This window comes from Chitinivorax tropicus, from assembly GCF_014202905.1.
Lineage (GTDB): Bacteria > Pseudomonadota > Gammaproteobacteria > Burkholderiales > SCOH01 > Chitinivorax > Chitinivorax tropicus.
In genome coordinates this window covers 50,480-67,338 of sequence record NZ_JACHHY010000017.1, presented here as the reverse complement: position 1 = coordinate 67,338, position 16,859 = coordinate 50,480, and the positions used below count along the sequence as shown (strand labels likewise).

Below are 16,859 nucleotides of genomic sequence, written 5' to 3'. Positions count from 1 at the left end.
GGTAGGATGATCTGCTTCTCGATCACCTATCCCAACGCATCTTGTTCAGCTGCTATTCAGCTGAGCGCGACGGTGCTCGCCTGGATCAGCCTGCCCGCCAGTCCAAATGACCATGGATGTCTTGCCATTGTCACGCTCGACGATGAATGCAGGCTGACTCGCCCAAACGCGCCAACCTTTCATGCTGCCGCAGTCTGCAGCGCTTTTCATGATGATATAAGGCCAGGTTTTTGTAACGTGACGATTGGATGACGCTTGGGTGAAGATTTGTCGGGCTGTTTGCAAACAGGATCTGACGTTGTATTGGTCTTCATCCCGCCGCTCACACGGGGTGCTGTCATTCAGCCGGATTGCTTGCTATACCTCTTTGAAGAAGCGGTGGGCTTGGCGTCGTTCAGGTCAGGCCGACAGCGCCTGGCTTTGGCACCGCCGCCAAGCAGCCATGTGGGCCTGATGGGGAGGGCTTATGTACCTTGCACATTTTGGTTTGACTGAGCCACCTTTCAAAATCACCCCTCATCCAGATTTCTTCTATGCGGGCGCACAACGTGGGGCGACGCTGGAAGCCTTGTTGTACGCGGTCACCAGTGGTGAGGGGATCGTCAAGGTGGTGGGTGAGGTGGGTAGTGGCAAGACCATGCTCTGTCGCATGTTGATCGATCGGTTGCCTGCGACGGTGGATCTTGTCTACCTTGCGAATCCAAACATTTCGGCGGATGACATTCTATTTGCGATTGCTGATGAGCTGAAGCTTCCCTGGGATGCCACCCGCCCCATGCAGGCGATGAAGCAGTTGCAGGCCTGTTTGATCGACAAATATGCGGCAAACCGGCAGGTGGTGGTGCTGATCGACGAGGCCCATGCGATGCCGCCCGACAGCCTGGAGCGGGTCCGGTTATTGTCCAATCTGGAAAACGGCCACCACAAGTTGTTGCAGATGGTGTTGTTCGGTCAGCCGGAGCTGGATCAGAACCTGTCGTTGCCCGATATGCGTCAGCTGCGCGAGCGCATCGTGCATCAATTTGAGCTGGCCCCTCTGGCAGGTCGTGACGTGGGAGAGTACCTGCGTTTCCGGCTGCGGGCTGCGGGCTATAAAGGGCCTGACAATTTCGCCAGACAGGCCATCAGGCTGATTGCCAATGAATCGGAGGGACTGACCCGCCGTATCAATATCCTGGCGGACAAAGCGTTGCTGGCAGCCTTTGCCGACGGTGCTTTTGCCATTCAAGCCAAACATGCCCGCCAGGCGATTCGTGACAGTGGTTTTCGGCGGCCCAAGGTGCCCTGGAGCCGAGTCGCCTGGGTGGGGGGGAGTGTGACGCTAGGGCTGCTGTTGGGACTGGGCATGCGTGCCATGTCCACTGACTTGCCGACATCCCGGATCGAGCCGCCACCGATGGTGGCACCGACTGCTCTGCCTCGGCCAGCCTTGAACACGGGAATCGTCGAAGCACGTCTGCAGGCGGCCACGGACTGGCTGCTGTCCGCGCCGGCGGGCTTTTTCACCATTCAACTGATAAGCATGGTGGAATCCACACCTGACCAATTGTCTGGGGAACTCAAGCGGATTGCTTTGACGTTGGATCAGACCAAGTTGTATGTCACCCAGTCTGATATGCAGGGTAGGCCGGGCTATGTGGTCTACTACGGTTCATTTTCGAATCGCGCTGAGGCCCTGGATGCACTGGCGGCTTTGCCTGATGCAGTCCGGGCGGATAAGCCGGTCTTGCGGACGTTGGCGGGGGTGCGCCGCAACGGGTGAGTCGCGATCGCGTCTGGCGCCCATCCCATAGTGCGGATATATCGAACACATTCGTTGAATTGATGCTATATACAAAATGATGGCAATCGGCCCAGGTTGCCACTTTTCTGTCTGATGGCCAATGATGATCCTGATGCCCCGCTGCGTCCCGCTTGTTGTTGTGCTCCCGCTTGCGGCCTGCACCAGCTTTCGGCCCCCGGCGCCAGACGCCACCCATATCACCGCGCCGCCCGCCCGTGCCGAGGGCATCCCTGCGCCGGTCGTCCCGTTGCCGACACTGCCCCCACCCAAGCCCACCGCCAGACCCGAGCTGTATAGCGTGGTGGTCAACCATGTGCCGGTGGATGAGCTGCTGTTTGCCCTGGCGCGTGATGCCAAAATCAATGTGGACGTGCATCCTGGCATCGATGGCACGGTGACTTTGAATGCCATCAACCAGACCCTGCCCCAATTGCTGGAGCGGATTGCCAACCAAGTCGAGATGCGGTGGCAGATGCTGGGGGGCAATCTGGTGGTGATGCCCGAGGTGCCATATGTGCAGCACTATCAAGTCGATTACGTCAACATGAGCCGTAAGATGAACAGCCGTGTCAGTGTGGCGACGGCGATCTCGACGGGGGGGGAGCGCTCGACAGGTAGCACCAGCAAAACAGGTGGGCAGGGTGAGGTCGGCAATATTTCGCAGACTGAATTGAGCAATGTCTCGGAAAACCTGTTCTGGACGTCGGTCAAAAACAGCATCGGGGCCATACTGGATTCGACCAACGCTGCCCGCCAGTTGGAAGTGGCGCGTCGGGCCGAGCTGGAGGCCAAGCGGGCACTTGCCCGGATGAGTTCTGAAGAGCGTGCCACCAAGGAGGCCAAACAACAGAGTCAACGTGAGGAATTGCGTAAGGATGCCGAGCTGGCAGCCAAGGCGCAGGGCGGGGCGCCCAAATTGTTCGAGCAATTGCGGCAAGCTTCAGGCGACACCATGACCGCGCCCACCCAGAGTACAGCCACGCAGGCCAAGGCTCCTACCGGGGCGGCGGGCAATCAAGGGACGGTGGCGGGGGCTGACAATCGTGATGTGATCATCCATCCGGAGACGGGCACGATCACGGTGGTGGCCAACTCGCGACAACATCGCGAGATACAGCGGTTTCTGCAACAGGTGATGGCGGGGGCGCAGCGGCAGGTGTTGATCGAGGCAACGATTGTCGAGGTCGATCTGTCGGATCAGTTCCAGTCTGGCATCGACTGGTCACGGCTATCCGAAGGTGCGCGGCACCAGTCTGGTGTCTCGGTGGCAATGACGCCTGCGTCGCTCGCCAATTCGCCTTTCACGGCGCTGACCTTTAACATCACCAACCCACGGCTGTTCAGCGGCACATTCCGTTCCACCATCAAATTGCTGGAAACCTTCGGCAAGACCAAGGTGATCTCCAGCCCCAAGATCATGGCGCTGAACAATCAGACTGCCTTGCTGAAGGTGGTAGAGGAAAAAGTCTACTTCACGTCGGAAGTCCGTATTACCGATGCCACCTCCACCACGCCGGAAAAGCGCGAGTACACCAGTACCATCAACACTTTGCCAGTCGGGGTGGTGATGAACGTGACCCCGCAGATTGCTGAATCAGGTGCCGTATCGCTGAATGTCCGGCCCACGATCTCCAATATCACTGGCTATAAGATCGACCCGGTTCCGCGCTTGTTGAAGTCTGATTTTGACAACCTGATTCCAGAAATCGAAGTGCGCGAGATGGAATCCACGCTCAAGCTGATGAGTGGGCAGGTGGCCGTGCTGGGCGGGTTGATCCGTGACAAGATCGAGTACAAGCGGGACGGCCTGCCTTGGCTGTCGCGCCTGCCGGGCATCGGCAACCTGGTCAGCCAGCGTAACGATACCGGCAGCAAAGGTGAGCTGGTGATCTTCCTGCGGCCCGTGGTGATCAACGACCCGAGTGTGAATGGCGATCTGGCGCAATTCAGGGCTTACCTGCCCAGTGAACATTTCTTTGATGATCGACGGGACAACTTGGCCGTGCCGATCAGCTCGACCGAGGGCGGGCGGCCATGAGCCTGTTGCTGGATGCGTTACGGCGGGCCGAGGCGGCCAAGCGCAAGCAGGCGGAACCGCCAGCGTCGGCTGATCCGCCGCCACCAGACTTGGCTGCTGCGCCGGCTGCGCCACTGCCTGACATCAGTTTTGCAGATATCACCCTGAGTGCGGACACCGTCGCCCCTGCTGCCCCGCAGATGGCACCTCGCGTGGAGCCTGTCATGGCCCCTCCGCCCGCACCAGACAGCCATTTAGATCTAACCTTGGCACCTGCACCTGCACCTGCACCTGCACCTGCACCTGCACCTGCACCTGCACCTGCACCTGCACCTGCACCTGCACCTGTGCCTGCCCCTGAGCTGGAACGGAAGGCCGAGCCACCGGATGCACCTGTCGTGAATGATCTTGCCTTGCAGATGCCTGAACCGGTGCCCGCGGCCTCTCACCAATCTGACCAGGCCCTGCGGATCGACATGGCGCCCCCTTCGCCAGCCATGGTGCACAACCCGCCTGCCCCGGCTGCGCCACCGGTGGCCGCTCCGCCCCCAGCTGGCAGGGAGCAGGCGAAACGAGTGCTGGCGGCCACCGCCAAGAAGCAGCGGCCTGCGTTGGACAATCGGCTGCTGCTGGGTGGCGGCGGGGCATTGGCGGTGGTGGGCATGCTGGGGTGGCTCTGGTGGGCGTCGCAGCCTGTGCCTAGCACGCCAGCTGAATCAGAGCCGAGTGTGGTCGTGCAAGCTGAGCAGCCTGCCATATCATCGAATCCCCCAGTACAGGAGCCGATACCGGCTGTGACAGCCCCGCCTCCTGTTACGCCATCACCCACCCCGGCCAGTTCCCCGGCCACGCAAGCGGTGGTCAAGGCGTATCCGCAAGCCCAGACAGCCGCAGTCCTGATCAGCGAGCCGGTGAAGATCTCCCGCGCCGTTGCGCCGGACACCGTATCGCCCCTGTTGACCAAAGCGTATGCTGCCTATCAAGCACAGGATTGGAATGCCGCCACCCTATCGTATCAGCAGGCGTTGGCCAATGAGCCAACCAATCGGGACGCACTACTGGGCCTGGCCACCCTGGCTGCGCGCGCCGGGCAGAGCCAGGACGCCGAGCGGTGGTATCGACAGATGTTGGCGCTGGACCCGCAGGATCGGGATGCATTGGCCGGATTGGCCGTGGCAGGGCGTCAGATGGCTGATGGCGATCGTGTCCAGCAGCTCGAAAGCCTGTTGCGCAGCCAGCCGGACAGCCCGCTGCTGATGCAGGAGCTGGCTGCAGCGTATCATCAGCAACAGCGCTGGGCGGATGCACAGCAGCTGTATTTCCAGCTGTTCACCCTGCAGCCGGATCGACCGGATACAGCGTTCAACCTGGCTGTCAGCCTGGAGCATCTCGACCAGCCCCGGCTGGCCCTGCGCTATTACCAGCAGGCGCTGCAGCTGGCCCGTCAGCAGCCGGCCCAGTTCAGTCCGGCGGCGGTGACCGAGCGCATCGCCAAGTTGCAGGAGGGCAATCCGTCGCAATGAGTGCGCCTGCCAAAGCCAAGCTGCCCCTTGGCGAGCTGCTGGTCAGCAAAGGTGTGATCAGCGCCGACCAGTTGCAGATTGCGCTGCGGGAGCAGCGTAACACCGGCCTTCCTTTGGGCAAGCAGCTGGTAGGGCTGGGCTTTCTCTCTGAGGCCACGCTCCGTGAGGCGTTGTCGGAAAACCTGGGGCAGGAGAGTGTCGATCTGGCCAAAGTGGTGGTGGATTCCGCCGCGATCAAGCTGGTGCCTAAAGACCTGGCCAAGCGCTTCACGCTGGTGCCGATCGGTTTCTCGCGCGAGAACGGTGCGTTGCGGCTGGCCATGTCCAACCCGAACAATCTGGTGGCCCTGGATCAGATCCGTCTGTTGACACGCGATGCCATGCCGATCGAAGCCGCGTTGGCGGCTGAGTCTGACGTGCTGCGGGCCATCGAGCAGTATTACGGTTATGAGCTGTCGATCGACGGCATCTTGCGTGAAATCGAAACCGGCGAGGTGGATTACTCCAGCCTGGCCAATGCGGGAGATGAATACAGCCAGCCAGTGGTACGGCTGATCGATGCGCTGTTGGGTGATGCGGTGCAGAAAGGCGCGTCGGACATCCATTTCGAGCCCGAGCAAAGCTTTCTGCGTATCCGTTACCGGATCGATGGCGTGCTGCGGCAGGTCCGCTCATTGCACCGTACCTATTGGCCTGCGATGGCGGTGCGGCTCAAGGTGATGAGTGGCATGAACATTGCGGAATCGCGTGCGCCACAAGATGGACGGATCTCGCTGACCTTGTTGGGCAGGCCGTTGGATTTCCGGGTGGCTTCGCAGCCGACCATCCACGGCGAAAACATCGTGTTGCGCATCCTCGACCGGCTCAAAGGGCTGGTGCCGATCGATGAGCTGGGCCTGCTGCCTGATTCACTGTCCTTGCTGAAGCTGATGATTGCCCGGCCCGAGGGCATCATTCTGGTGACAGGCCCGACCGGCTCGGGCAAGACCACGACCTTGTATTCGATCCTGAATTACATCAACGCCGAGTCAGTCAACATCATGACGCTGGAAGACCCGGTCGAATACCCGATGCCGATGATCCGGCAGACCAATGTCAGCGAGGCCGCCAAGATGGATTTTGCCAGTGGGGTGCGCTCGATGATGCGGCAAGACCCGGATGTGATCCTGGTCGGGGAGGTGCGTGATCAGGATACCGCCGAGATGGCATTCCGTGCCGCCATGACCGGCCACCAGGTGTATTCCACCCTGCATACCAACTCTGCAATCGGCGCGATACCACGGTTGCTCGATATCGGCGTGCTGCCGGATGTGATGGCTGGCAACATCATCGGCATGGTGGCACAACGCTTGGTGCGCAAGCTTTGCATGGCCTGCCGCGAGGCCTACGACCCCGACCCATTCGAACGGATGCTGCTCGGTGTGAAGGCTGAGCAGCCCGCGCCCCTCGTCTATCGCGCCACCGGCTGTCCTCATTGCGAGCACCATGGTTACAAGGGGCGCTTGGCTGTGTTGGAGATCCTGAAAATGGATGCCGATCTGGATGAGCTGATCGCACGGCGGGCCACCACGCGGGAGATTCGTAACATGGCCATCAAAAAGGGCTTCCGCCCCTTGGCGGATGATGCCATCCGACGCGTGTTGGAGGGCATGACCAGCTTGGATGAGATCAGTCGGGTGGTGGATCTGACTGATCGGGTCACCGGCCTTGCCTTGACGATGTGACACCATGCCCCGCTACCGTTATGCCTCGATGAATGAAGCCGGCCAACGGGTGACGGGCTTTCTCGATGCCGCCAACGCTGGAGATCTGGAGCAGCGTTTGGCACGCATGGGGCTGGATCTGATCACCTTTGATCAGGATACCGTCAACAGCCTGCGGCGGCGTGGTGTGCGGATCGATCGTCAGGAGCTGATCACCTTCTGCTTTCATCTGGAGCAGCTGACCCGCGCGGGCGTGCCGATCATGGAGGGGCTGGCTGACCTGCGCGACAGTGTCGAGAACCCGCGATTCCGTGAAGTGGTGGCAGATCTGATCGACAGCATCGAGGGTGGGAAACAGCTGTCCGATGCTATGTCGGCACATCCGCGCATCTTTGATGTGGTGTTCTGCAACCTGATCCGGGCGGGTGAGACCACTGGGCGCCTGCCCGAGGTGCTGCAGGATCTGTCCGATGGCTTGAAGTGGCAGGACGAGCTGGCCGCACAGATGAAGAAGATCATCCTCTACCCGAGCTTTGTGCTGGTGCTGGTGCTGGCCGTGTTCGCCTTTCTGTTGATCTTTCTGGTGCCGCAATTGGTGGAGCTGTTCCAGTCCCTGCAGGTTGAGGTGCCGATGCAGACCCGCATGCTGGTGGCCTTGTCTGGCTTCATGCGCCAATACTGGTTCGTGCTGGTGCTGGCCCCCGTGGCAGGGTGGCTGGTCGTGGTCATGCGCCTGCGGGCTCAGCCTGCATTTCGCCATACGCTGGATCGGTACAAGCTGAGCCTCCCTTTCGTCGGGCCGATTTTGCGGAAGATCATCCTGGCGCGTTTCTCCAATTATTTCGCGCTGATGTTTTCCGCTGGCATACCGGTACTGGATGCACTCAAAGTGCTGGAGGGCATCGTCGGGAACCGCGTCATCGCTGAAGGCGTGGCCCAGGTCGAACAGCTGATCCGCGAGGGGACAGGAATTGCCGCCAGCTTCAGCCAGGTCGGTCTGTTCCCGCCGCTGGTGTTGCGCATGCTGCGTGTTGGCGAGAGCACCGGCCAGTTGGATACGGCCCTGCTCAATGTGTGCTATTTCTACAATCGGGATGTCAAAGAGTCGGTGGAGCGGGTGCAGGTGATGATCGAGCCAGTGATGACGGTGATCCTGGGCTTGATGTTGGCCTGGATCATGTCGTCGGTGCTGGGGCCGGTCTTTGACCTGATCAGCAAGGTGGGGACACGATGAATCGGCTGATGTTGTTATTCGTGACCGAAAACAGTGCATGGTTGTACCGTGCCGAGCGGGCATGTCTGACATTGGTTCAGCGCTTTGCTGGCGACGCGACCGAGATGGCCGCGTTCGAGCAGCAGGTGGCCGCAGGGCAGGGCCGACACTATGCGGTGCTGATCGATGTGGCTGAGGAGGATTTCATCGTCGATCAGATCCCCCATGTCAAAGGGCGTGATCACCGCGCCTTGATGAAACGTAAGCTGCAGAGTCTGTTCCGTGGCAACCGTTATGCCAATGGCTGGGTACAGGGCAGGGAGGCAGCCGGACGACGTGATGATCGGGTGTTGTTCAGTGGGCTGTTGAACCCAGCCCTGCTGGACCGATGGCTGGACATACTGGAGCGGCATCAGGCCCCCTTGGTCGGCGTGTACTCTTTGGCGCTGCTCTGCAATAGCCTGGCCAAGCGGCTGCATCATGCCGATGATCACTTGCTGCTGGTGTCCATTCAAGCCGAAAGCGGGCTGCGCCAGTGTTATTACCGGCAGGGTGAGCTGAAGTTCTCGCGATTGACCTCCTTGGCAACCGATCAGCCCGATCTGGTCGGGCAGATCGTCGAAGAGTGCGTCCGCACCAAGCAATATGTCGCCAGCCTGCGCATGATCAGCCGGGACGCCGTGTTGCATGTGCTGGTCGTGGCGGATGATGAGCATCATGGCCAGCTGGCGGCATTGCCACCGAGCAACGATGCTTTCCGCTATGAATTGATCGGCGTTGCCGACATCGCCCAGGCCTTCAAATTGACACCGGCAGGTGAACAAAGCCTGGCGCAGATTCTGTTGCGGCTGATCCGGCGTGGGTGGCGGAACCATTATGCGCCGCCGGAGCGCCTGCGGTGGTTGCGGTTGTGGCAGGTCCGTCGTGCCTTGTTGCAGGCTGCTGCCGCCAGCTTGGTAGTGGGCTTGGGGGCGGCTGCCTGGCTGCTGTCGCAGGCGCGTTCACATGAGCAGCAGTACAACGCCTGGTTGCCAGTGGCGCTGGCGGACGAAGCCAAAACCCAGGCGGTGCTGATCACATCAGGCGAATTCAGCCCCGTCACCATGCGCCAGACAGTCAATGCTGTTGATCAGATTCGCCGTGAGTGGCCAGCCATGGGCGCTGCCTGGCTACTGCTGTCGCATGCGCTGGACAACGCTGGGGATTTGCATCTGGCTGGTCTGGAATGGACGGTGTCCGCCCAGCAGCCCTATCGTCTTGACGATGAGGCTGCCAATGAGATGCCCGTGCCCCAAGCCGAGCAGGGCGCTGAGGGGGCAACCGCCAACCCGCAGCCCACGCCACACGCATGGTCGGAGCGATTGGTGGTTCGTGGCCTGGTCGAGCCCTGGTCAGATGACTATCGCCGGGCGGATATCAGCGTCGGCGCCCTGGCTCAGCGTCTGCAACGTCGGGATGCGCAAATCGATATCACCATGTCGCCACTCGACACCCGAGCCACAGGCGAAGTGTCGCTGCCCCCACAGCAGACTGACATCGCCCCACCGCAGCATCCGTTCGAGCTGGTGTGGTCGCGCCAGATCGTGCCGAGGGCGCCATGAATCTCAGCGAGTTTCGGTTCAGCCGGGCGGAATGGCGCCTGCTGCTGCCACAGCTGGTGATGTTGATTGCTGCGCTGTTGTTGATGGGTTTGGTGTGTGGTGGGGCGTGGTATGAAATGCAGCGCCAATCGCAGATGGCGGCTGCCGCCCATCAGCGGCTGGCCAGCGCCAGCCAGCAATTGGCCGATGCCGAGCAGGCCAGGACGGACTGGGAAAAGTACAGCCCACGCTTTGCCGTGTTCTATGCGATCGGTATCGTCGGGCAGGAAGACCGCATGCAATGGGTAGAGGTGTTGACCAAGCTGGGGCGGGACAATCCAACCATGAATCTGCGCTTTTCCATTGCCCCACAGGCTCGGGCGGATGTGATGCCGAGCCCGGCTGCTGATTTACAGGTTCACGCCACGCGTATCCGCCTCGATTTCAGCCCCTTGCATGAGGTGGCCATGCAGCAAGTGCTGGAAGCCATCCAGCGCCAACTGAATGGTCTGCCGGTGTTGCGTGGCTGTCGGCTGGCCTTGCCTGGCGAATCGCAACAGGCAATCAGCCAGGGGCAATTGATGGCACGGTGTGATTTTCAGGTGCTGACATTTAGCCACATATCATCGACAACACCAGGGCAGGAGGGCGGCGTATGAGGCAAGGCATCCTCCGATTCCATCCACCCCAACCCAGCTTGCGGGCCTGGGCCTGCTGCTTGGCTATGGTGTGGTTGAATGGTGGCGGGCAGGCCGAGGCGGCCTCGCTGGGGCGCCTGTTCTACACACCGCTGGAGCGGAAGGCGCTGGATGAAGGACGTGCGTTGTCCGCCCAGGGCGACGCGCCACAGGTGCAGGAAAGCTATCGGTTACGATTGGATGGCTATGTGGATCGCAAGGGCAGCCGGGCGACAGTGTGGTTGAATGGCCAGCCGGTGCCGATCGGTAGTCGATTTGATCAGGTACAGCCAACCCGGATCGATGCCGCACGGCGTGCGGTGGGCCTGCAATGGTACAAGCAATCGGTGTCCATCCAGCCAGGACAGGTGGCCGAATTGCCCCTCTCCAGCGAGCAGGTCGCCAAATGATTTCATCTGGCAAGGGTGTGGGTGGGGCTATCCAGGCCCAGGATCTCGGCGTCCTGAAGAGACACCCTTCCTGCGGTCTGTTAAGGCGTGGGCGGGCGCAACAAGGCGGCGTGCTATTGGTCGTGGCGGTGCTGCTGGCCGTGATCACGGCATCAGTATTGGTGGCCACCCTAAGGGATGCGATCAAGCGCAATAGGCAAACCACCCAGACGGTGCAGCAGTTGGCGAGTGACAAGGCGTTGGTTTTGAACGCATTGATGATAGGGGTGGTAGGTAGGCCTGGCCTCCTCATGACGCCAGATCGGACATTCAACGGAAATACCGACCAGAATTGCCTGCAAGCTGGCACTGCCTCTGGGCTGCCGGCCAGAAACGTCTGGAATGGTGTAGCTGCGGACCCAGGCGTCTTGTGTATTGGCTGGCTGCCATGGCGAGATTTGCAATCTGGTGTGGCAATCGACGGCAATGTGATCGTGCAGGGTCTGCTGACCGTGATAGTGATCTCTGGCAATCTGGTGGATGCCACAGGGGTTCCCCGCCTCAATAGCGATGCCATGCTCGCCACGCCACCACACAAATGGCTGACTGTTGTGGATGCCAAGGGTGGATTGGTGTCTAACCAGGTGGCGATCGTGCTGATCAGGCCGGGCAAGCCCTTGGGTAGTCAACGGCGGGTCGTCCAGCCCGACGGCACACCGCTGACTCGCCCGATGCTTGCAACCTATCTCGATCGTTTGCCTGGCGTGGCAGACCACACGGATATGAGTGGACGTTTTACGATAGCAGGGGAGGTGACGGACAGCACGGGTCAAGTCATCTTCAACGACCAGCTGGTGTATGTGACCGCCCAGGAATGGATGACCCTGGTGCTGACGAGGGTTGCGGCAGAGATCCGGCTTGCTGCTGATCTGGCTTATACCACGGCTTACCCAACAGCCATGCCCCCAGTCGGAGCGGCCTGGTTTCAGGCGAATGGCTGGGATGGCGTCACGAATTACAGCGCTACGGGTGATCAGATCACGCTGCGCTTCGCACGCTGTGGCGGAACATGGACGATCCAGCGGCAGGGCTCGGCAGGGGTGGTCAGCCATCAGGGAGGGTGCTGAGATGAACGGTTTTGTAGGGCATCGCAGGCCGATCCCATTGGCAAGCACCGATCAGGCAGACCAATGGCGGGTTGGGCCGCGAGGGTTCTCATTGGTGGAGCTGACCGTGGTGTTGCTGGTGCTGGGGCTGGTATTGGCTGGCATCATTGGCCCGCTTTCCGCGCAGCAAGAAGCCCGGCGGGTGGCAGATTCCCGCATCTTGTTGGAGGCAGCCAACGAAGCGCTGCTGGGATACGCCATGCAGCACGGCGGCCTGCCGTGCCCAGCACCCGGCAGCCTGGCAACCGGGTCGAATGGTGCGGGCTTGTCCCCAGCCAATTGCATCTTTGGCCCGGGTCAAGTGGCGGTGGGGGTCCTGCCGTGGGCCACGCTGGGCCTGCCAGAGAAAGATGCCTGGGGGCATCGCATCACCTATGCCCTGTCAAGCCAACTCAATGCGCAGCTTTCCAATGTGCCACAGTTCACTCTAAGTTCGTCGGGGGCAATCAATATCTACAACCGCTTGCCACAAAGCAATAGCAACCGTCAGGCATTGGGCGTGCCATTTGTGCTGGTATCGCACGGCAAGCTGGGCCTGGGCGCTTTTGACAGCACTGGCAACCAGATCGCGACAGGAACCGATGCCCGGGTGATCGAGAATTCGGATGTGGACAATGCATTCGTCAGCCAGAGCACGGCAGACGACAATTTCGATCACATCGTGCGCTGGACACCAATGGCCACCCTGATCGCCAAAATGGTGCAAAGCGGCAAGCTACCTTGAGGGGCCCGGCTCTTAGGGTGGAAACACCACCCTGCCGTTCACGAAGCCATGGCAGCGGAACCTGTCATGCGCTGACAGGAGTGCCTGGGTTGTCACCACCAGTCAGGTTTGTAACAGCAAAATGTTGTAAACAGAACAGATTGATCGTCAGATTGACTATAAATCAACAGATTGGGTGATCTTTCCAATCGCTCGATAATCCAGGGCCATCCAACCGATCGGCATGGCCTGCGCATTGCAGCGGTGACTGCAAACTGTCTGGCAAGGAGTGCCTCATGCATACCAAACAACATGGTTTTACACTGGTCGAGCTGTCCATCGTGCTGGTTGTCATTGGCTTGATTCTTGGCCTGGCCTTCAAAGGGCGGGATCTGATCGATGGCGCCCGCGTCAAGAATGCAGCCGCCTCCGTGAATAAATTCCAAGCCGCCATCAACAGCTATCAGGAGAAATACGGCGCATTGCCTGGCGACGGCTGCACCGGTACCGAAGCTGCCGTCACCTACACCGGAACAACCTGCGCAGCAGGCGGGGTGCGTGATGGGCAGCTGACCACCGCCAATGAGCTGAATGCCGCTTTGCGCTTGCTGGCCAACACCAATGCATTGGCGGAGGCAGACCTGAAAACCATCTGGAGCGGCTACTGGGTTTTGGTCACAGGGGCGAATGCGGCTCAACGCCGGGTTGCCAACACCACCTATCTGATGGCCTCCGCAACCACTGGCGGCGCACCCGCCAACGTCGATGTCCGCTACATCTGTGCGCTGGATCGGGCGATTGATGATGGCAAGGCGGATGGTGGCACTGTCCGCTCCAGCAGCAATGCGTATGGCACCCTCGCGGCACCTCAGCCGAATCTGGACTGCTACGGCCTGGCAGGAACCGCATCGATTGCCGTCCGATTGCTGCCCTGATCCGCCAGCCCGTCACCCCACACCCAGCCGGGCTGGCCCGGCTTGTCGGTGTCGTTGGGTCGGGCTGTTCCCACCATGAGCGCAGTGGGGCGGTCGCTTACATGCCTCGTGATGTATGGGGGCTGTGAATCGATACTAACCTGTCAACAACCGGTACTCCGCCTTGGCCAGCTCCTCCGGCGTCCCGAGTAACACCAGCACATCGCCAGACAGGATTTCCAACTCCGGGCTCAGTTGCAGATTCCTGACATGGCGGCGCCGGATGGCCTTGACCTCCACCAGGTTGTCCAGTTGCAGCTCATCCAGCTTTCTGCCGATGGCGCTGGCCGTGTCGGTGATCAATACACTGTGCAATCGGGGCTGGGCTTGCTCATTCGGGTCGCCTGGGTTGTCGGTTGCGCCATGGAAAAAGCCCCGGAACAGCTCATAGCGCTCTTCCCGCACCTGGCGAATCCGCGCCAACACCCGGTTGAGGGGGGTGCCAAGCATCATCAGGGTGTGTGAGGCCAGCATCAGGCTGCCCTCCATGACTTCGGAAACGACCTCGACCGCGCCCGCCTCCCGCAACTTGTCCACATCCGTTTCATCCAGCGTGCGGACGATGATCGGGATGCCAGGCCGCAGGCTTTGGACATGGCTGAGAATCCGCATGGCCATGTGGGTGTCGGCAAACGTGACGACAACGGCGCGGGCACGGGACAAGCCGGCTGCCATCAGCACCTCGCGCTTGCTGGCGTCGCCAAAGGAGATGTTGTGACCGGCAGCCGAGGCCTCTTGCACCCGTTCCGGGTCGAGATCCAGTGCATAGAAGTCGATGTTTTCCTGCTCCAGCAGCCGCGCCAGGTTTTGCCCGCTCCGCCCATAGCCACAAATCACCACATGATTGCGGGTCATCATGGCCTGTACGGCAATCTGCGTCAGCGCGACCGATTCATTGAGCCATTCGGAGCTGACAAAACGGCGTACCAACCAGTCCCGTTTCTGAATCAGGAAGGGCGCAGCCAGCATGGACAGCAACACCGCAGCCAGCAGAGGCTGCTCGATGGTCGGTGGTAGCAGGAAGTGCTCATGGGCCAGTGCGATCAGCACAAAGCCGAATTCACCCGCCTGCGCCAGCAGCAGACCGGTGCGCCAGGCGGTGGCGGGTGTCGTGCCCATCGCCCGGCTGATGCCGAAGATCAGCAGGGCCTTCAGCGGCAGCAGAATCAACAGGAAGGTCAGCAACAAGGGGACATTGTCACCGAGGGCACTGATGTCGAGGCGCATCCCGACTGTAACAAAGAACAGCCCCAATAACACGTCCCGGAAGGGTTGGATATCTTCCTCAACCTGATAGCGGTACTCGGTCTCCGCGATCAGCATGCCCGCCAGGAATGCTCCCAAGGCGAGCGACAGCCCAGCCAATGAGGTCAGATAGGCAGTGCCCAGCGAAAACAACAGCAGGTTGACGATGAACAGCTCCTTTGAGTGCTGTTTGGCAACGACGTGAAACCAGGGGCGCAGGATGCGTGGGCCAAAATAGAGCAGGATGGTCAGCACCACCGCCGCTTTCACCGCCGCCAGCCCCATGGCCTGCCAGACTCCACCGGCAGGGTTGGCCAGCGCGGGGATCAAGATCAGCAGCGGGACTACGGCGATGTCTTGGAACAGCAGTACACCGATCACCTGTTGGCCATGAGGTGTCGTCAGCTCCAGCCTTTCGTTCAGAATGGTGCTGACGATGGCGGTTGAGCTCATGGCCAGAATGCCGCCCAGCGCCACGGTGGCAGGCAGCGACAGCTTGCCGAGCAGGGCCAGCGGCAAGGTCAGCAAGATGGTGAGCACCACCTGCCCAAGCCCGAGTCCGAATACGGCACGACGTAGCGCCTTGAGCTTGGGTAAGCTGAATTCGAGGCCGATACTGAACATCAGAAAGACAATACCGAATTCTGCAAGATAGGCGGTGTCCGCACTGTCTTCCAACAGGGCGAGCGCATTGGGGCCGATGATGATACCGACCAGCAGATAGCCCAACAGGGCGGGTAGTTTCAATTGTCTGCAGGCAACAACGGCCAGAACAGATGCAGCAAGCAGAATCAGGGTAGCGGGTAGGGCGCCGTGCATGGATGGACTCTTTGTATTTAGGGGCCGTAATCGCCATGGTTCTTTGTCCGATTGATTATAACCTTTTATACTTCCGCCCCATGACACCAACGAATACACAAATTGCGAGTGTTTTGACGCTCGCCAGAAATGTGCTGGATATCGAAGCCGATGCGATTCGGGCCATGTCCGGGCGCTTGAACGGCCAGTTTGCCCATGCCATCGATCTGATGTTGGCGTGCAAGGGGCGGGTGGTGGTGAGCGGTATGGGCAAATCAGGGCATATTGGCCGCAAGATCGCGGCGACCCTGGCCAGCACCGGCACCCCAGCCTTTTTCATGCACCCAGGCGAAGCTGCCCATGGCGACCTGGGCATGATCACCGCGCAGGATGTGGTCTTGGCTTTGTCCAATTCCGGCGAGAGTGAAGAGCTGGTTGCCTTGCTGAATCCGATCAAACGTCGTGGCGTGCCACTGATCGCCATCACCGGCAACCTGCAATCGACCCTGGCACGCCAAGCCGATGTGGTGCTCGATGCTGGGGTTGAAAAGGAAGCCTGCACCCTCAATCTGGCTCCTACAGCCAGCACCTCGGCCCAGTTGGCGCTGGGTGACGCGCTGGCGGTGGTGTTGTTGGATCTGCGGGGTTTTGGCTCGGATGACTTTGCCTTGTCACATCCGGGCGGCTCGTTGGGCCGCCGCCTGTTGGTTCATGTCCGTGATGTGATGCATGCTGGTGAAGCACTGCCGGTGGTACAAGAAACGACGTTGCTGCGGGACGCATTACTGGTCATGTCTGAGAAAGGGCTGGGCCTGACAGCGGTGGTCGATGACCAGCAGCGTGTGAAGGGGGTATTCACGGATGGTGATCTGCGGCGGGTATTGAATCGTGATGTGGATCTGAAAACCACGCCGGTCAGCCAGGTCATGTCCGCCAATCCCAGACGCATTCATGCAGACAAGCTGGCCGCTGAGGCTGTGCAAATGATGCAAACTTACAAAATCACCGGCTTATTGGTGGTGAATGAATCCGATCATCTGGTCGGCGCGTTCAATATGCAGGATCTGCTGCGCGCCGGCGTCGTTTGA

The 16,859-nt window shown here is 60.4% G+C and carries 14 protein-coding genes; 12 read left to right on the top strand and 2 right to left on the bottom strand.

The genetic code is table 11. The features are described 5' to 3' along the window. Positions 1-45 precede the first annotated feature (45 nt). Positions 46-183 carry a hypothetical protein gene (locus HNQ59_RS13545; protein ID WP_184040427.1) on the bottom strand — a complete coding sequence of 46 codons (138 nt, stop codon included), beginning with the start codon at positions 181-183 and terminating at the stop codon, positions 46-48. A 283-nt stretch (positions 184-466) separates the two neighbouring features. On the opposite strand from HNQ59_RS13545, the gene HNQ59_RS13540 reads away from it, so the two are divergent. From HNQ59_RS13540 to HNQ59_RS13490, 11 genes are all read left to right on the top strand, one after another. Then, positions 467-1,762: an AAA family ATPase gene (locus HNQ59_RS13540; protein ID WP_184040425.1), complete on the top strand. Its 1,296-nt coding sequence runs from the start codon at positions 467-469 to the stop codon at positions 1,760-1,762. A gap of 133 nt (positions 1,763-1,895) precedes the next feature. Further along, positions 1,896-3,821 carry a pilus (MSHA type) biogenesis protein MshL gene (mshL, locus tag HNQ59_RS13535; RefSeq protein WP_184040423.1) on the top strand — a complete coding sequence of 642 codons (1,926 nt, stop codon included), beginning with the start codon at positions 1,896-1,898 and terminating at the stop codon, positions 3,819-3,821. Beyond that, positions 3,818-5,323 carry a tetratricopeptide repeat protein gene (locus HNQ59_RS13530; RefSeq protein WP_184040420.1) on the top strand — a complete coding sequence of 502 codons (1,506 nt, stop codon included), beginning with the start codon at positions 3,818-3,820 and terminating at the stop codon, positions 5,321-5,323. The genes mshL and HNQ59_RS13530 overlap by 4 nt, the downstream gene beginning before the upstream one ends. Continuing rightward, positions 5,320-7,047, top strand: a complete 1,728-nt coding sequence (locus HNQ59_RS13525; RefSeq protein ID WP_184040417.1) for a GspE/PulE family protein — start codon at positions 5,320-5,322, stop codon at positions 7,045-7,047. Before HNQ59_RS13530 ends, HNQ59_RS13525 begins: the two co-directional genes overlap by 4 nt. Before the next feature lie 4 nt (positions 7,048-7,051). Beyond that, positions 7,052-8,260: a type II secretion system F family protein gene (locus HNQ59_RS13520; RefSeq protein ID WP_184040414.1), complete on the top strand. Its 1,209-nt coding sequence runs from the start codon at positions 7,052-7,054 to the stop codon at positions 8,258-8,260. An 8-nt stretch (positions 8,261-8,268) separates the two neighbouring features. Then, entirely contained in the window at positions 8,269-9,840 is a 1,572-nt protein-coding gene (locus HNQ59_RS13515; protein WP_184040411.1) for a hypothetical protein, read from the top strand. After that, on the top strand, positions 9,837-10,478 hold the full coding sequence (locus HNQ59_RS13510) for a hypothetical protein (protein WP_184040408.1): 642 nt from the start codon (positions 9,837-9,839) through the stop codon (positions 10,476-10,478). Before HNQ59_RS13515 ends, HNQ59_RS13510 begins: the two co-directional genes overlap by 4 nt. Then, complete coding sequence (locus HNQ59_RS13505; protein ID WP_184040405.1) at positions 10,475-10,906, top strand: hypothetical protein; 432 nt, start codon at positions 10,475-10,477, stop codon at positions 10,904-10,906. The genes HNQ59_RS13510 and HNQ59_RS13505 overlap by 4 nt, the downstream gene beginning before the upstream one ends. Beyond that, positions 10,903-12,012 carry a hypothetical protein gene (locus tag HNQ59_RS13500; RefSeq protein WP_184040403.1) on the top strand — a complete coding sequence of 370 codons (1,110 nt, stop codon included), beginning with the start codon at positions 10,903-10,905 and terminating at the stop codon, positions 12,010-12,012. Before HNQ59_RS13505 ends, HNQ59_RS13500 begins: the two co-directional genes overlap by 4 nt. 1 nt (position 12,013) lies before the next feature. Then, complete coding sequence (locus HNQ59_RS13495; RefSeq protein ID WP_184040400.1) at positions 12,014-12,775, top strand: prepilin-type N-terminal cleavage/methylation domain-containing protein; 762 nt, start codon at positions 12,014-12,016, stop codon at positions 12,773-12,775. Positions 12,776-13,050: 275 nt separating this feature from the next. Further along, positions 13,051-13,689 (top strand): type II secretion system protein, encoded by a 639-nt coding sequence (locus HNQ59_RS13490; protein ID WP_184040397.1) that lies wholly within the window; start codon positions 13,051-13,053, stop codon positions 13,687-13,689. Between the two features lie 135 nt (positions 13,690-13,824). Here HNQ59_RS13490 and HNQ59_RS13485 read toward each other — a convergent pair whose 3' ends face one another. Next, positions 13,825-15,792, bottom strand: coding sequence for a monovalent cation:proton antiporter family protein (locus HNQ59_RS13485; RefSeq protein ID WP_184040394.1), 1,968 nt, complete (start codon positions 15,790-15,792; stop codon positions 13,825-13,827). Positions 15,793-15,872: 80 nt separating this feature from the next. On the opposite strand from HNQ59_RS13485, the gene HNQ59_RS13480 reads away from it, so the two are divergent. Continuing rightward, a complete protein-coding gene (locus tag HNQ59_RS13480) occupies positions 15,873-16,859 on the top strand; it encodes a KpsF/GutQ family sugar-phosphate isomerase (protein ID WP_184040391.1) in 987 nt (328 codons plus the stop codon).

What these genes read in the sequence shown, in the direction of transcription:
- HNQ59_RS13480 (WP_184040391.1), top strand. Translation starts at nt 15,873, where the DNA reads ATGACACCAACGAATACACAAATTGCGAGTGTTTTGACGCTCGCCAGA.
- HNQ59_RS13495 (WP_184040400.1), top strand. Translation starts at nt 12,014, where the DNA reads ATGAACGGTTTTGTAGGGCATCGCAGGCCGATCCCATTGGCAAGCACC.
- HNQ59_RS13540 (WP_184040425.1), top strand. Translation starts at nt 467, where the DNA reads ATGTACCTTGCACATTTTGGTTTGACTGAGCCACCTTTCAAAATCACC.
- HNQ59_RS13530 (WP_184040420.1), top strand. Translation starts at nt 3,818, where the DNA reads ATGAGCCTGTTGCTGGATGCGTTACGGCGGGCCGAGGCGGCCAAGCGC.
- HNQ59_RS13485 (WP_184040394.1), bottom strand. Translation starts at nt 15,792, where the DNA reads ATGCACGGCGCCCTACCCGCTACCCTGATTCTGCTTGCTGCATCTGTT.
- mshL (WP_184040423.1), top strand. Translation starts at nt 1,896, where the DNA reads ATGCCCCGCTGCGTCCCGCTTGTTGTTGTGCTCCCGCTTGCGGCCTGC.
- HNQ59_RS13490 (WP_184040397.1), top strand. Translation starts at nt 13,051, where the DNA reads ATGCATACCAAACAACATGGTTTTACACTGGTCGAGCTGTCCATCGTG.
- HNQ59_RS13500 (WP_184040403.1), top strand. Translation starts at nt 10,903, where the DNA reads ATGATTTCATCTGGCAAGGGTGTGGGTGGGGCTATCCAGGCCCAGGAT.
- HNQ59_RS13510 (WP_184040408.1), top strand. Translation starts at nt 9,837, where the DNA reads ATGAATCTCAGCGAGTTTCGGTTCAGCCGGGCGGAATGGCGCCTGCTG.
- HNQ59_RS13505 (WP_184040405.1), top strand. Translation starts at nt 10,475, where the DNA reads ATGAGGCAAGGCATCCTCCGATTCCATCCACCCCAACCCAGCTTGCGG.
- HNQ59_RS13525 (WP_184040417.1), top strand. Translation starts at nt 5,320, where the DNA reads ATGAGTGCGCCTGCCAAAGCCAAGCTGCCCCTTGGCGAGCTGCTGGTC.
- HNQ59_RS13515 (WP_184040411.1), top strand. Translation starts at nt 8,269, where the DNA reads ATGTTGTTATTCGTGACCGAAAACAGTGCATGGTTGTACCGTGCCGAG.
- HNQ59_RS13545 (WP_184040427.1), bottom strand. Translation starts at nt 183, where the DNA reads ATGAAAGGTTGGCGCGTTTGGGCGAGTCAGCCTGCATTCATCGTCGAG.
- HNQ59_RS13520 (WP_184040414.1), top strand. Translation starts at nt 7,052, where the DNA reads ATGCCCCGCTACCGTTATGCCTCGATGAATGAAGCCGGCCAACGGGTG.